14 protein-coding genes and 1 riboswitch are annotated in these 15,592 nt (G+C 46.3%); of the genes, 7 read left to right on the top strand and 7 right to left on the bottom strand.

What is annotated here, in order from left to right; translation table 11 throughout:
* Window positions 1–17: 17 nt before the first annotated feature.
* From B2751_RS05065 to B2751_RS05045, 5 genes are all read right to left on the bottom strand, one after another.
* A complete protein-coding gene (locus B2751_RS05065) occupies window positions 18–1,991 on the bottom strand; it encodes a penicillin-binding transpeptidase domain-containing protein (protein ID WP_290773327.1) in 1,974 nt (657 codons plus the stop codon).
* Between the two features lie 116 nt (window positions 1,992–2,107).
* A complete protein-coding gene (locus B2751_RS05060; RefSeq protein ID WP_035409046.1) occupies window positions 2,108–2,824 on the bottom strand; it encodes a peptidoglycan DD-metalloendopeptidase family protein in 717 nt (238 codons plus the stop codon).
* Between the two features lie 244 nt (window positions 2,825–3,068).
* Window positions 3,069–3,962, bottom strand: a complete 894-nt coding sequence (locus tag B2751_RS05055; RefSeq protein ID WP_035409044.1) for a diacylglycerol/lipid kinase family protein — start codon at window positions 3,960–3,962, stop codon at window positions 3,069–3,071.
* 67 nt (window positions 3,963–4,029) lie between these two features.
* A complete protein-coding gene (abc-f, locus tag B2751_RS05050) occupies window positions 4,030–5,886 on the bottom strand; it encodes a ribosomal protection-like ABC-F family protein (RefSeq protein ID WP_052019068.1) in 1,857 nt (618 codons plus the stop codon).
* 277 nt (window positions 5,887–6,163) lie between these two features.
* Window positions 6,164–7,045: a DUF1002 domain-containing protein gene (locus B2751_RS05045; RefSeq protein WP_214855133.1), complete on the bottom strand. Its 882-nt coding sequence runs from the start codon at window positions 7,043–7,045 to the stop codon at window positions 6,164–6,166.
* A gap of 193 nt (window positions 7,046–7,238) precedes the next feature.
* Window positions 7,239–7,345, top strand: a riboswitch (TPP riboswitch).
* A 72-nt stretch (window positions 7,346–7,417) separates the two neighbouring features.
* On the opposite strand from B2751_RS05045, the gene tenA reads away from it, so the two are divergent.
* Window positions 7,418–8,113 (top strand): thiaminase II, encoded by a 696-nt coding sequence (gene tenA, locus B2751_RS05040; protein ID WP_290773322.1) that lies wholly within the window; start codon window positions 7,418–7,420, stop codon window positions 8,111–8,113.
* Between the two features lie 51 nt (window positions 8,114–8,164).
* The gene (locus tag B2751_RS05035; protein WP_290749002.1) at window positions 8,165–8,473 is read left to right on the top strand and encodes a hypothetical protein; all 309 of its coding nucleotides are present in this window, start codon (window positions 8,165–8,167) and stop codon (window positions 8,471–8,473) included.
* 31 nt (window positions 8,474–8,504) lie between these two features.
* On the opposite strand, the gene B2751_RS05030 is transcribed toward B2751_RS05035, so the two are convergent.
* Both B2751_RS05030 and B2751_RS05025 read right to left on the bottom strand, forming a co-directional pair.
* Entirely contained in the window at window positions 8,505–10,421 is a 1,917-nt protein-coding gene (locus tag B2751_RS05030) for a glycoside hydrolase family 3 protein (protein WP_290773319.1), read from the bottom strand.
* Between the two features lie 265 nt (window positions 10,422–10,686).
* Complete coding sequence (locus B2751_RS05025; RefSeq protein WP_290773316.1) at window positions 10,687–11,469, bottom strand: sporulation protein; 783 nt, start codon at window positions 11,467–11,469, stop codon at window positions 10,687–10,689.
* A 110-nt stretch (window positions 11,470–11,579) separates the two neighbouring features.
* Between B2751_RS05025 and B2751_RS05020 the strand changes: the two genes are divergently transcribed.
* From B2751_RS05020 to B2751_RS05000, 5 genes are all read left to right on the top strand, one after another.
* The gene (locus tag B2751_RS05020; RefSeq protein ID WP_035409035.1) at window positions 11,580–12,764 is read left to right on the top strand and encodes a class I SAM-dependent methyltransferase; all 1,185 of its coding nucleotides are present in this window, start codon (window positions 11,580–11,582) and stop codon (window positions 12,762–12,764) included.
* A 30-nt stretch (window positions 12,765–12,794) separates the two neighbouring features.
* Window positions 12,795–13,220 (top strand): BrxA/BrxB family bacilliredoxin, encoded by a 426-nt coding sequence (locus B2751_RS05015; protein ID WP_023467616.1) that lies wholly within the window; start codon window positions 12,795–12,797, stop codon window positions 13,218–13,220.
* 287 nt (window positions 13,221–13,507) lie between these two features.
* Window positions 13,508–14,281 carry a transporter substrate-binding domain-containing protein gene (locus tag B2751_RS05010; RefSeq protein ID WP_035409033.1) on the top strand — a complete coding sequence of 258 codons (774 nt, stop codon included), beginning with the start codon at window positions 13,508–13,510 and terminating at the stop codon, window positions 14,279–14,281.
* A gap of 57 nt (window positions 14,282–14,338) precedes the next feature.
* Window positions 14,339–14,998 carry an amino acid ABC transporter permease gene (locus tag B2751_RS05005; RefSeq protein ID WP_035409731.1) on the top strand — a complete coding sequence of 220 codons (660 nt, stop codon included), beginning with the start codon at window positions 14,339–14,341 and terminating at the stop codon, window positions 14,996–14,998.
* Between the two features lie 13 nt (window positions 14,999–15,011).
* Window positions 15,012–15,592, top strand: a 581-nt coding sequence (locus tag B2751_RS05000) for an amino acid ABC transporter ATP-binding protein (protein ID WP_290773608.1), incomplete at its 3' end; no start/stop codon positions are given.

Raw genomic sequence — 15,592 nt, 5'->3', positions numbered from 1 at the left:
AGAAGCGATCACTCCGATCATCGATTTTGTTTGAGTACTTCGGCGACAAGTCCCGACACGTACGGACTGCCACGATTTTCTTTTTCGACTGACTCGATCATGATGGCAACGAGAAGATCTTTTTTGTCGTTGTCGTATCCAACGAAGAAGCCATTCTCTTTGCCGTCGGTTTCGCCTGCCTTTTTCAATTCTGCCGTACCTGTCTTACCGGCAACATCGACTTCTTTGATATCAGCCGGAAGCGTATAACCGTTATGAACGACATCATACAAATCATCGCGGATCATCTTCGCGTCGTCTGCGTCGAGTAAATCCTTCTTAAAGACTTGCTTCGTTTTTTCCTCTTGTAAGAGTGTCGGACGATAGATTGTTCCATCCGTCAGGAAAATTTCATACATCGATGCTAAGTGTAGAATATTCGTCAACATCTGACCTTGTCCGTAAGACGTGTCCATCAGCTGTCCATCAGAAGAAATCGTGCCGTCGTTTGAGATCTGTGAGGCACGTAATGGATACGTGAACGGTAGCTTTTCACCGTATCCGAGCGCTTCAAGACCAGACGTAAATGCTTTCGTTCCGACTTGTTCGAGTGTCGAACGGGCGAAATAGATGTTGTCGGAATAGACGAGCGCATTATGCAGATTGACCGGGGCCGGTGTCTCATGAATGCGGGTGACGTTAAAACCATCGATCTTATTTTTCAGCCCATTGATTGTGTAGGCTTTTTCCGGGTCGAGCGTTTCGCTCTTTAATCCGACAGCAGCCGTCAATGGTTTTTGAGTCGAACCGGGTGCGAAGGCACTTGTGAATCGGTTCAATAATGGCTGGTCCGGGTCCTGCGTCAGTTCATCGAGTCGTGCTTGTGAGATTCCTGACATGAATTCAGAAGGATCAAAGCCAGGAGAGCTGAGTAAGACACGGGTCTCGCCGGTCCGCGGATCAATCGCTGATGCTGTTCCGGGATCATCCTGCATCGTTTCATAAGTCTTTTTTTGAAGAGTGGCATCAATTGTCAACGCAATATCTTCGCCATCCGTCGGTTTCGTTTCGGCAACAGTAACGTTTGAGCCGTCTTTTTTCTGTAAAGTGATTGTCGCACCGGCTTTACCACGTAAGCGCTCATCGAGTACTTGTTCAAGTCCACGTTTCCCGACTTGCTCGCCAGCTTGGATTTGATTTTTTGATTGTTTAATCTCGTCTGCTGTCGCTGAACCGATATATCCAATCAAATGAGAGGTTGCTTTACCAAGTGGATACGTTCGGACTTCCGTTTCTTGGACACTGATTCCAGGAATGTCACGCAATTTTTCAACCATTGCTTCGTCGGTCATCGTTTTGAGCGGAACGAACTGTCCATCTTTGACCCAACTTGCCTTTAAGGAATCTTCGACTGAAGAGGTCGGGCGGTCGAGCAATTCGGCAACTTTCTCGATGTCTTTTAATTGTCCGGCTGTCGCGCCGACAGCAAATCCTTTTCCAGAGGTTGCGAGCGGTTTCTCATTCGAATCGAGTAAATCACCACGTTTGCCTTCAACGGTTTGTAGCTGGACTTTGTCATCCTTTTTAAAATCCTTTAGGACAAAAGAAGTATCCCAGTCGATGAACCAGTTTTCGGTCTCTCCTTGTTTCTCAAATGTCAGTGGAACTTGTTTATCGTAGGCAACGGTTCCTGCAACCGTATCAAAGGAAATCCGCACGGGAAGGGACGCTTTTTCGTCATGCGTTGCTTCCTCCGCTTTCTTTCGTTCGACGGATAACTTTTGAATATCAAGTGATTTCGACAATTGTTTCGTTCGCTCGATGAATTCTTTTTTACCGTATTCTTTTTTAGTAGCTGTACTCGCGTACGTATACATTTTATCGTAGTCCTGTTTCTCCCAAAGTTTGATATAGGCATCAAGACGTTCTTCAGGTGTCGGTTGATCTTGGCAACCGGCAAGCAGAGTCACGCCGAAAGATGCCGATAGAATCAAGGGAATGGTTCGTTTCATATGATTCGCCTCCTATATGCATGAGAGCCATGAATATACCGTACCACTCCTGTCAGAAGATTTCATCTGAAACAAAAAACCGGACTTCTCAAGATGAGAAGTCCGGCGAATCTGATTCAGTTGAAGTAATTGAGTGGATTAACGCTGTTTGCTGCAGACGTTCCACTGTAGACGTAAGAGCCGCGGTGCATTTCAAAATGCAAGTGAGCACCAAAGGCATTTCCTGTCGCGCCGACTGTCCCGATTTTTGTTCCTTTAGCAATCGTTTGTCCAACAGAAACAGCACGGCTGTTCATATGTGCGTAAACTGTCGTGTACTGGATGCCGTTAACCGTATGCGTCATCATGACATGATTACCGTATGCACCGTAGTAACGAGACGTGATGACCTTTCCAGCAGCTGAAGCATAGATGGGTGTACCCGTCGGAGCACCGATATCAATACCATTGTGGAACGTGTAACCATAAACACCGCTTGCCGCACCGTATCCTTGTGTGATCGGACCGCTTGCTGGACGCGAAAAACCAGTCGTTGCTTTTGTTGAAGTCGTCGTACTGTACTTTTTAACATATGTAGAAGAAACGTAGCGTGATGCGCCGCCGTATGAAATTTTTGTCCATGAACCAGAAACACCGAGATAATTGAATGTCTGTCCTGTATTGACGCTACCGACGATTTTATAAGCCGTTGATGGACCTGTCCGGACGCGTAGTCCGTCTGCCATGACTTTTACTTTATATGTCGTTGCGGCCTCAACTTTCGAAGCACTCGTTGTAGCAAAACCTGAAACTACCAAAGCTGTCATTGTCATTGTTGTAAGCAAACGTTTCATTAAGTGTATTTCCTCCTTAAAAATCTGAAGCGCCAGAACTGATCATTACAAAATTGTAAGATTTTATGTATATTTATTTATTTTAAAGAATGATTTTTCGCCTGAGATGATTATAGCATCGTCAATAACACAAAAATATTTCAAATATATTTCAAAATTACGCTTTGTTAACATATATTGTAATGGATTTTAAAGTAAAAAAGAAACCGACAAATCGTCGATTTCTTTTTTTACTCGTATAACGTTAGTCAGCAGAGAATGGTGAATATACAGTGAGATGTTGAGGGAGTACCTCGACAGTCACAGGAACATGACCTGCCGTATCACCATCGGCATTGATTGGTAACTCTTCTTTCGAACGAATCTCGACACGTGTCGTCGTGAAGTGTTCGATTTGATCCGCCTTTGATAACCCACCCGTGATGAGTTTAGGTAATGCTTGAAGCGCATCAAAGAATCCGAGCTTCGTAATGATGAATCCATGGAGTAATCCATCGTCGACTTTTGCTTCTTCCGCAAACGATTCGAATCCACCAACGGAATTCGTCAAGGCGATGATTAACAAGTGGGCTTCTCCATCAAATTGTTTTTCGGCAGAGTTGATTTCGATTGGATAAGGACTATGATCCTTAAAGGCTTTCAGACCTTCAATGAAATAAGCGACCGATCCAAGTGACGTTTTCTGTTCGATGCTCACTTCTTCGACGGCTTCCGCAATCAGACCAACCGCAATGACGTTCATGAAGTAATGATCATCATATTTACCGATATCAAGCGGGCGGGCAGGGGCATCAGCTAATATCTGAATCGCCTCTTCGGGGTCCGTCGGGATGTGTAACGCGCGTGATAAATCATTGACCGTCCCAAGCGGTACGATCCCAAGTGTTGGACGATGTGGTTGCTCGGCAATTCCAGTAATGACTTCATTGACCGTTCCATCACCACCCATGGCGATGACGGCGTCGTAATTAGACTGGGCGGCATGACGTGCGAATTCCGTTGCATCGTGTTCTTTTTCCGTGAATCGAACGTCGACGGTTTGAAAGCGAGTAGCAAGCGTCTCTTCAGCGAGCGTCGCGTGTTTTTTTCCGAGTTCTTTACCAGAAGACGGGTTGATGATCAACATAGCTTGAGACAAGATGAATTCCTCCTTTGACGTATCTGTTCCTATTTTCCCGAGTCAAAGAAGGACTAATCATTTTAGTTCAAGTTTCTAAAATTAAACGTTCATACAAACCTTCAATTTTTCGTAACAATGCTTCTTTTTCCATCTCGACCGTCATCCATTCTTCTTCCGCGGATACATGAGAAAGAACGGCATCAAGATGTACGACTTGAAGTTCCAGCTCTTCTATTTGCTGTTCAATGGACTGTTCTTTCGCAGGTGCTTTCGAACGCTTTGAAATTTTCGATTTCTTCTCATGATTTATCTGAGGTGGTGTGTCATGACTGGCATGTCGTTTCTCCACTGCGTAAGCATAGTTTCCAGTATACGAAGTAATTTGATGGTCAAGCCAAATGATTTTTGAAAAAAGACGATTCAAGAAATAGCGGTCGTGTGAGACGGCGATCAATGTACCAGAAAAATTCTCGAGTGCTTCTTCAAGCGTCTCTCTTGATTCAATATCTAGATGATTCGTCGGCTCATCGAGAATCAAAACGTTGATCGACGAATGAACGAGTACGGCAAGCTGCAATCGAACACGTTCTCCTCCGCTTAGTGACAAAATAGACCGAAAGACAGTCGGTCCAAAAAACAGGAACCGGGCAAGAATATGGCGGGCTTCCGCTTCTGGAACGGCAATGCGGTCTCTAAACCAGTCGATTAAGCGAGCATCCTCCTCGAAATGGGCATGCTGGGACAAGTAACCGATCCGGTTCGATGGTCCACGCGTGAGCGTGCCTGCGTCTGGTGACAATTCATCAAGCAACAGTGCGAGCAACGTCGATTTCCCGCTCCCATTCGTTCCGACGATTGCAACCCGATCTTGAGCCATGATTTCGAACGAGACAACATCGAAAATGCGACGGGAATCGTAAGCGAAAGAGAGCTCTTCAGCGCGAAAGACGACTTGACTCGTATGATCGGTAGAAGAAAAAGAGACATCAGCGGTTTTGGCTTCGAGTTGCGGTCGTTTGATCCGTTCGATTCGCTCGAGTGCCCGCTCCATCGATTTTGCTTTACGGAATAATTTCTCACTCGGTGGAGATGCTTCGTTTGCCCACTGCCGTAGTCGACGAATCGCTTCCTTCATCTTCTTGATTTTTTTCTGTTGTTCCTGATAGGCGTGGAACTGTTCCATCAAGCGACGTTCTCGTTCGACGACGAACGCGCTGTAGTTCCCTAGGTAGGAGGTCAGTTCACCATCTTCAAGCTCGACGATCGAGGTGACGACGGCATCTAAGAAGACCCGGTCGTGAGAGACGAGCAGGATAGTTCCAGTGTAGTCCCGTAAGAATTGTTCTAACCATTCAACGGCAGCTAAATCAAGATGGTTCGTCGGCTCATCAAGGATTAGGAGGTGTGGTTCCATCAGCAACATGCGACCGAGGCAAATCTTCGTTTGCTCACCGCCGCTCAACTGATGGAAAGGGCGAGTGAGTAACGGACGTAAATGTAATCCGTTCACCATGCGCTCGATCTTCGAGTCGAGTAGATAGCCATCTTTTTGTTCGAATGCATTTGTCGCTTCCGCATATCGAACGAGTAGTGCATCCAGATCATCTGGCGCTGTCGCCATCAAAAGCTCCAACTGTTGCATCCGAGAACGGATTGCGAGGATCTCTTCAAACGCCGTCCAAAGGACGTCGAGTCCGGTCATTGTCTCGGCATAAGTGGGAAGTTGTTCCAAGTAGCCAATCGTCAAACCGTTCTTTTGATAGATGACGCCACCGTCCGGTTGGTCAAGGCGAGCAAGTAAGCGGAGTAATGTCGTTTTACCACTCCCATTTCGTCCAATCAGACCGACACGATCGTGTTCGTTTAAGAAGAGGGAAACGTCCGTTAAAATCGTTTCGCCTCCGAATTGTTTTGTCAGATGTTGAATGTCGCAAATCATCATAATAAGTTGATCCTTTCGCGCGCATTAAAAAAAGGGAGAGCGCAAATAGCACTCTCCCTAGTGTGTGAAAGATGCGCTTTGCTGTATTTTTCAATCATGAAGTTCTAAAAAAGGGCAGACGGGTGCCTTAGAACGCCATTCCATGAAAAATCGCGCGCAACAGATACAATTGTTCCATTAACCAATGTTTGCACGCAGCAAAGTCCATCATTTCACACCACCTTTCGTTTCAGATACAACCAGTTTACCATTATCTTGTTAATTGCGGAAGTCTGAATTATTTGAACACACCAGCAATCGAGCTGAAGAAGTCACTCAGACCATCAAATAATTTAGCGAAGAATCCTTTTGTCTCCTCGGACGTTGCAAACGCATGGATGTCTTGACCAGCATTTTTCAGTCCACTCTCGATTTGCCCCCAGTTGATGTTCGCTTGCTCCATTTGATTGAATAGATTCGTCAACCGATCCATCTGTGCATCAGACAGTTGGATGTTGTTGTTTTGAATGACTTGGACGATCAGGTTTTCGATCTCGACTTTTGTTTCCGGTTTTTGATTCGCGATTTCGGCCTTGATCTCATTCATCAAATCAGCGACTTTATCTGTCCCGACTGTCTTCCCGACGTCTGATGTGACCGATAATTCTTGCTGTGCTAAATCTTTCCGTTCGTCACTCAGCTTGATTCCGGTCTCAGCCGAAGTTTGATCATAGGCTTTCATGATTCCTGTCAGTGCCGATGTTCCAGTCACTTTATAAGGAGAAGTGATCGTGATGTCGGCATCTTTGACACCTGCCGTGACGAGAGCGTTGAGATACATATCCTTCGTCACCCACGTGATGTTTTCCGTCGCAACGGAAAGTCCGTCACCTTTTTCCGTCAATTCGATCTTAGCGGATGAATACATGTTGCCGCCCTTTTGTGACTGGGGGATGTTTTTCCCGAGGTATTTTTCTTCGTCTGCAGAGGTTGCGATGATCGGTGTGATACCTTCCGGTGCATTGAGACGTGAAAGCACCCAAGCCTTATCTTTTGCGCCGAGTGACTCACCGAGAGTGACGATCGTCTTATCGACGACCTGCTCGGCGGATGCGGCTGTCGGAAGTAATAAAGCAGAAGCGATAACGGCTGACGCCATGATTTTTGTTGGTGTATGCATAATGAAATCCTCCAATTGTAAGTAACAGAATGAATTATAGTATCAGGTACTAAAATTAGTGTACGAGAACGAAAGAAGTTCGGAATCGGTCTGTAGATGGAGACGATATCCGCCTTCTGACACTCTATAGTATAGCGAAAAGAGGACAACTTGACTTCCATTTTCAGCATGCTATAGTGGATTTGAATCGAATAATGACCACTAGGGGAGTCGGTAGGCCGACTGAGACGAACGAAGACGTTCGGACCCTTTGAACCTGATTAAGTTCGTACTTACGGAGGGAAGTGGCGTCAAGTCTTGTTCTTCTTGCGCCATGCCCGTGTGTTTCGGGGTGGTGTTTTTTCGTTTCATAAAAACAAGGAGGATGAGATCATGACATTCACACAAGAAATCAAACAAGCAGCACAAGCGTATTGGGACAGTAGTTTTACGCACCCATTCGTTCAAGGAATCGGCGAGGGAACGTTACCGCTCTCGAAATTTCGACATTATGTCATGCAGGATGCGTATTACTTAAAACACTTTGCGAAGATTCAAGCGAAGGCAGCGTCAAAAGCAGATGACTTTGCGACGATCGCGACACTTGCCGAGCACGCGACTTCGACATATGGGGCAGAACTGAGCTTGCATCAATCATTTTTCGAGCCGCTCGGTATCACGGAAGCAGACCTTGAAGCATTTGAACCGGCACCAACGGCATATGCTTACGTCTCACACATGCATCATGCGAGTGAAGGGACGCTTGGTGAGACGATTGCTGCCATCTTGCCATGTTACTGGTTGTATTATGAAGTTGGACAACAATTATTGACGTGTACACCGGATGAAAAAATCTATCAGCAATGGATCGACACATATAGTTCGGAATGGTTCGAAAAGGTCGTCTTTGAACAGATTGCACGGCTTGATGCGTTGGCGGAACAAGCAAGCCCGACTGAACGAGAGCGGATGAAACGGCATTTCGTGACTAGTTGTTACTATGAGTTACTCTTCTGGCACATGGGGTGGACGGAAGAGACGTTCACGTCGGTCTACGAAACGATTCCAGCTCGCCCGGTATCTTCTTAAACCAGTAGATGGTAGAATTAGGAATACCATCTAGTGAAAGTAGGGATTGGAATGGAAATCATAGTCATCGCACTCGTGATCCTCGCGGCATATGTCGTGCAACAGGTGCTCGGAAAAGTGAAAGTGAGATTTGTTGGGTACATCATTCCCATATTGATGGCGGTGTACGGCACATATGCTACGATTCAGAATTTTCAGGTGTTGCTTCAGTTTGGTTTTACAACGGGGAGAACTATCGCAACTGTCCTGGTCGTCGTCCTCTATGCTTCGTTGACTTATTCACTTCATCGTGTCTACGAGCGTGCGAAAGCAGAAACTGAATCTTCATATCAATTATTAAAAGACCGAGGCATCCTTTAAAGGAGTCTCGGTCTTTTGGTGTATCATGTTCTCATTTTTTCCAATTTTTAAAGCCGTCACCGAATTCGAGATGCAGTTGATCGGTAAAGATACCGTTCTGAAAGACCGGCACATCAACTGGTAAGGTGCCTTGCGGTTTGAGCGTTCCGAAGATGGCTCGAATACCGGCAGGAAGATTTGGTCCCGCTGATTTCAGATTGCCTGCTTCGGAGTCCGGTCCGTTCGGATCCCCTTTAAAACCATAGACGAGGACGTGTGCCGGTGCGTCCGGTTGAACGGCGACATCGTATGGATTGCGGAGGCTAAGCAAGACGGATGGTATATCTGTTTGTTTCGCATACCGGAAGATTGAAGCCGGAATCGCTTGTTCTGGTGCAGTAGGCAGTAGTTTGGCACTCGTATTGACGTTTGAACCGACGATGATGTAATCTGCTGCATCGAGTTGTGCCCGTAGTGTCGGATTTTGGTCGAGCGGTAGCGTAGTAGCCGAGTAATTCGCTGTCGTTACGTGCCAGTTCCGGTTCTTAGGCAGGGAAGCAATCGTCTTTTTCATGCTGTCCGTTTGATCCGTCGCAGGGGCGATCACAAGAACGTTTGCATTCTTTTTCGGCTTGAAGGGTAACGTCCGCTGATCATTTTTCACGAGTGTGACCGCGGCTTCCGTCATCGCGCGTTCTTTTGCTTTATGTTCGGGACTACCGACGATTTGGTTCGCTTGCGCGAGTTTATCTGCTAAGGATGTCGTATCCGTCGTGCCATTCCATATTCCGCGTTCTGCCTTCAGCGTCAGGATCCGCTCGACCGATTGATCAATCCGTTCCTCTGACAGACGTCCGTCTTTGACTGCCGCAATCACGTCCTTAAAAATCTGGTCGAGTTTTGTGACATCCTGCTCGGAACGAAGAATCGTCGGCATGAGCGCGATGTCGACACCGGCGTCAAATGTTTTCAGAACGGCTTCTGATTCCGTAAAATTGTCGGCGATCGCCTGCATATTCAAAGCATCCGTGATGACGATGCCATCGTAGCCGAGTTTTTCGCGCAGTACGCCCGTGATGACGTCATCCGACAATGTCGCAGGTAAAGGGAAAGTACCGTTTTTTGACGTGACGACTTCAGACTCGATTTGCGGCATTCCGATGTGTCCTGTCATGATCATATCGATGTCTTCGGCGATGGCTCGCTTGAACGGGACGAGCTCGACTTGTTCCAGCTCCTCCAGGGACCGGTTGACAACCGGCAAGCCATAATGGGAATCGGTCGCGGTATCGCCGTGACCCGGGAAGTGTTTCGCGGTCGCTGCGACGCCTTCAGTTTGAATACCCTTCATCAAAGCGGAACCGAGCGTTCCGACGAGCTCCGGGTCACTTGAGAACGAGCGAACACCGATGACGGGATTTCCAGGGTTACTGTTGACGTCAAGAACCGGACCGAAGTTGACATTGATGCCAAGCGCATTCAGTTCAGAACCGATGATATGACCGGCATCATTGGCATACGCGCTACTACGGGTCGCACCTATCGCCATATTGCCGGGTAAGTTCGTTCCTGTTCCGAGCCGAGTGACGATGCCACCTTCTTGGTCGATCGTGACAAAGAGCGGAATATCGTTGCTGTCATCTTGTTTGACGACTTCTTGTAGATCATGAACGAGTTTTGTCGTCTGTTCGGTTTCACTGACGTTCTCAGCAAACAAAATGACGCCACCTAAATCATAGCGGTCGATGATGTTCGCGACTTCCGGAGCAAGCGACGTATGGTTACTGCCATTCCACTGCCGGAAGTCCGGCATGATCATCTGTCCAATTTTTTGTTCGAGCGTCATCGTGTCGATTTTTTGACTGATCCGATCTGCTGAAGATCCTGCCTCTGCCATGACAGGCAAACTACTTGAAACGAGTACTGCTGCGAGTCCTGCTGTTAACGTGAATTGCCCGATCCTTTTCATGATGTACATCCTCCTCTAGTCAAACCACGACTGGAATTCTTTTCAATACGGACAGTATAGCAAGGTGCTTGTTTTAAAACAATATTTTATTTGAAAACGATTGCATTAGCAAATAAGTTTTAATAATGTTTTTGTGCATTCCGATTTGAACAAAAAAATGACTCCCCTTGAAGAGGAATCACTTTTTAGTCATTCGATCGATCAGCTATAGCGCTCCACGATGTTTGTCAGCTGGCGTTCGACAAATGACTGATCCTGCAGTTCACTATTGGATAGGCGTAGTTTGATCATTGACTCNNCCCCCCCCCCCCCAAACCACCCCCCCCCCCCCCCCCCCCGCAACACCCCCCCCGCTTTTCCCCATTGCCTCATCCGCTCCAGCCATTTCACTGAACAATGATCCGAGACTATGCGCACGACGATCGACTTGGACGATTAAATCAATCCCTGAGCTGTCTTGGAGCATGATGATTTCGATCTCATCCAGTTTATGAGCGTAGTGTGTATTGCGTGCTGAGTATTCAAGTTCCTGAGCAATCGGTAAATCTTTACGGAATCGTCCAGGTAATTTTTCTGTATCGGCTTTCTTTAACCGGAAGCCAAGTGACTCCATGGCATCTAAGACCGTCGTTTGGTAACGGTTTGCTTCGACGATGACAGCGTCACGGTCCGACGGATCAACGGATTGTGCGATGTCAAGTCCGGTCTCGATCCATGATTTCGATTGGCTGACGGAGAGTGGCGTATTTAGTGGCACACGTAATGTGAATGGAATTTCCCGCTCGACACCCGCTTCGATCGTGAACTTCGCTTCATTTAAGGCAAACCGGTCGAGCGTAAAGGTGGTAAACGTCGTACTATCATTGACTTCTTGTTTGTACTGCGTGTTGAATTCAAGATAAATCCGGTCAATTTCTTGATCGACGTTTCCACCTTTGATATGGACGACACCGTGGATTTGACCGCCTGGTTCACAGCGATCATGCGTCAACCGTGTGTCGACCGTTGCAGCACCGATTCCGATTTGTGAGAGAATTTTTTTGAACATGATGCATTCCTCCTTTTGATTACGTACGAATGATGAAGCGTGTAAACTTGTCGAACAGGTACGAATTTGCTACAGTTTCGAAAGAACATTAGAAAAGGACGGGACGACTAGTGGAACTACATGAATTAAAAGCGAACCTTGCTTCGAAAATCACGCAAGGAGTACTGATCCATGCAACGATGAGCAATCCGCGTCAAAAATCCAATGATCTCCGACGAATCAAGGTAAAACCGATTCTATTAAGAGATACGGTGATGATGCAGGTTGAGTTTCAATTTGAACGCGTCATGAAGCATGAAAATATTTTAGTGGAGGATTTCATCGGTCGACTCGATGACTGGTTCACGGAATTCCGGCAATTCCTCTTCCGTTTTGAAGAAGAAGAATGGCAGTTCCAGCTCTCGAAAAAGATGAAAGTCGCGATCAAGACATCCCAAAAGGAACCGATGAAAGCACTCTTGTCGCATGACCGAAAAAAAACCTATCTATTAGAAGACGGTGTACCGGTTCCGTTTCTGATTCGTCTAGGTGTGATGACGGAAGCGGGGCAAGTCAAAAAACAGAAGTACGATAAGTTCAAGCAAATCAATCGCTTCCTTGAATTCGTCGAGGATAGCATCGCCGCCTTACCAACAGGAAAAAAACTGCGGATTTTAGACTTTGGTTGCGGGAAATCGTATTTGACGTTCGCTCTCTACCATTATTTAAAAGTCGTCAAAGGATTCGACCTTGAAGTGACAGGTCTTGATTTAAAGAAAGAAGTTATCGAAGAATGTACGCAAATTGCACGTGATCTGGATTATACCGATCTGACATTCCGCGTCGGAGACGTTCATGATTATACAGGGGAGACGGAAGTCGACCTGATGGTGACGCTTCACGCTTGTGATGTTGCGACGGACGTCGCACTCGCGCGAGCTGTCGACTGGAATGCATCAGTCATCCTAAGTGTACCGTGTTGTCAAAAGGAACTGAACCGTCAATTGGACTGCGCTCCGCTTGATGTCATGCTCCAGCACGGACTGATCAAAGAAAAATTCGCATCACTTGCGACGGACTCGATTCGTGCCGAGTTATTGACGCTTGTAGGATATGAAGCGCAATTGCTTGAATTCATCGATCTTGAGCACACACCGAAGAACATCTTGATCCGTGCGTACAAACAAAACAAGCGACCAACGGAAGAAAAAATCGACCGGTACATCGCATTCCGTGATCTGTTGCAGGCACGACCATTTTTAGAAAATGAATTAAGCGGCAGACTTGGACAGATTTCACCGAAACTCGTACAATAAGAAGGAGAACGAATCAAAGGAGGCAATACGATGGATTTCCAAATGTATTTTGAAGATGTCGTCCAAACAGCCCGCAAAGAAGCGCAAGCTGCTGGATTTGAAGAATTAACGACGCCAGAGAGCGTGGATGAAGCAATGAAACGGGAAGGTCTGACACTTGTCCTTGTCAATTCTGTTTGTGGATGTGCTGGCGGGATCGCCCGTCCTGCAGCAGCGTACGTCAATCGGAAAGAGGGCATCAAGCCCGATCATTTTGTCACGGTATTCGCTGGACAAGATCGCGAAGCGACAGACCGTGCGCGTGAATATTTCGAAGGTTATCCACCTTCATCTCCATCCTTTGCGTTAATGCAAGATGGAAACATCCTCTCGATGGTCGAGCGCTTCGACATCGAATCGTTCACGGCGGAAGAAGTCGTCGAGAAACTTGAATCATTAATTGAAATCTACGCCTAAGCGAAGAAGACTCCTGAAAAAGGAGTCTTTTTTTGTGTATTCATAAGACTAAAATAATAAATTTTAAATTTGAAAACGTTTGCAAAATTGTATAAACAGTCATTTATGCATGATTTATGAATAGAAAGTCAAAAAAATTTATATATTTATGCTTTACAGTGAATAAATATTCGTATATCCTAAAAGCAATAGAACAGGTCAGGCTTTTCGGTATTGAATTGGACATACACATAAGTCATACTATTGTTAAAGTTCTGACAATTGAGCGTTGGAAGGGGAAAACTCGAATGAAAAAATTATTAGCAACGGCAATGGCAGGCATTCTGGCAGTCACAATGGCAGCATGTGGCGCGTCGGAAGAATCAACAGGTGGATCAAGTAAGGATGATAAAGTATTGACGATGGGAACATCAGCGGATTACTTCCCATTTGAATACATCGATACGAAAAAAGGAGAAGACATCGTCGGCTTCGACGTTGCGATCGCCAAAGAAGTTACGAAAAATCTTGGATATAAATTAAAAATCGAAGATATGGAATTCGGTAGTCTACTTGGTGCGCTTAGCTCAGGTCGTGTGGATTTCGTCATGGCGGGCATGACACCAACGGAAGAACGGAAGAAAAATGCTGACTTCACGGACATTTACTTCGAATCGAAAAACTTAGTCATGACGAAGGATAAAGCGATCAGTTCAGAAGATGAACTCAAAGGTAAAAAAATCGGTGTCCAGCTTGGTTCGATTCAAGAGGGACTCGCGAAAGACCGCTTTAAAGACAGCGAAACGGTTCCATTGAACAAAATTCCAGAAATCATTCAAGAATTGAATACAGGTCGGATCGATGCCCTCATTATCGAGGATGCAGTCGCCGTCAAATACATGGATCAAGATGCCTCTCTGAAAACGTACCAGATTAAAGAAGATGGTCCAGCTGGTTCAGCAATCGCCTTCAAAAAAGGGGATAAGATGCGTGACGATTTCAACAAAGAGCTGAAGAAAATGATCGACAGTGGTGAAATCGATAAATTAGCAGAAGAGTGGTTCCAAAAAGAAGCAAAATAAGTCAAGTGCATGGGGGTGGGGGTAACCTCATCCCTTTTGTGCGACGTTAGGAGATTGATTATGATAGACTTTACAAAGATTCAAGATTCAATTCCATATATTCTCGAGGGCATTCCGGTCCTCTTCCAAGTCGTCATCGTAGCAGCCATTGCCGGGATGCTGATCGGAATCGTCGTCGCGGCACTAAAAATCACAAAAAGTCGAATCCTCCGTTTTATCGGTCATGCCTACACAGCGATTTTCCGGGGTACACCACTGATTTTGCAACTGGCAATCGTTCACTTCGGATTACCGCAACTAACTGGATATGTCACGACAGGATACCAATCAGCAATCATCGCCTTCTCTTTGAACTCCGGAGCGTATATTTCGGAAATCATTCGGGCAGGGATTCAGGCTGTTGATCGTGGACAATGGGAAGCAGCAGACGCGCTCGGTATTTCGTATTTCAAACAACTGCGTTCGATCATTTTGCCGCAAGCCTTTAAAAACATCCTCCCAGCGATCATGAACGAATTGATCACGTTGACGAAGGAGTCGGCGCTTGTCTCGACGGTCGGCGTGCTTGATGTCATGCGCCGGGCGCAAATCGTCGGAGGAGAAAAGGCAATCTATTTCGAACCGTTATTGTTTGCCGGATTCGTATATTTTGTTCTTGTCATGGGATTGAGCTTGATAGGCCAACAAGTCGAAAAAGCTATGAGAAAGAGTGGGTAATCAGATGGAACCTATGATCCAAGTCACCGATTTGCATAAGCAGTTCGGAAAATTAGAAGTATTAAAAGGTATCTCGACGACGGTTACACGCGGTGAAGTCGTCGCTGTCATCGGACCGTCGGGATCTGGTAAATCAACATTTCTACGGTGTATCAATTTACTTGAACAACCAACGAGTGGGACGATCATCGTCGATGGTTTTGAACTGACAAAACCAAAGGCGAACATCTCGAAAGCACGTCAGAACATCGGCATGGTTTTCCAACAGTTCAACTTGTTCCCGCATAAGTCTGTCCTTGATAATCTGACGTACGCACCAATCAACGTCCTCGGAATTTCAAAGGACGAGGCGATTAAACGAGCGGAGACGTTACTGGAACGTGTCGGTCTAGCGGAAAAACGCGATAATTACCCGAATCAGTTGTCAGGTGGACAAAAACAACGGGTCGCGATCGCCCGCGCACTTGCGATGGAACCGAACGTCATGCTGTTCGATGAACCGACATCAGCCCTTGACCCAGAGATGGTCAACGAAGTGCTAGACGTCATGAAGCAGCTTGCTGAGAGTGGAATGACGATGGTCATCGTGACGCA

It is taken from the genome of Exiguobacterium sp. UBA6282, assembly GCF_002440475.1.
Taxonomy (GTDB): domain Bacteria; phylum Bacillota; class Bacilli; order Exiguobacteriales; family Exiguobacteriaceae; genus Exiguobacterium_A.
The sequence above is the reverse complement of the archived record's forward strand: the minus strand, read 5'-3'. Positions and strand labels throughout refer to the sequence as shown.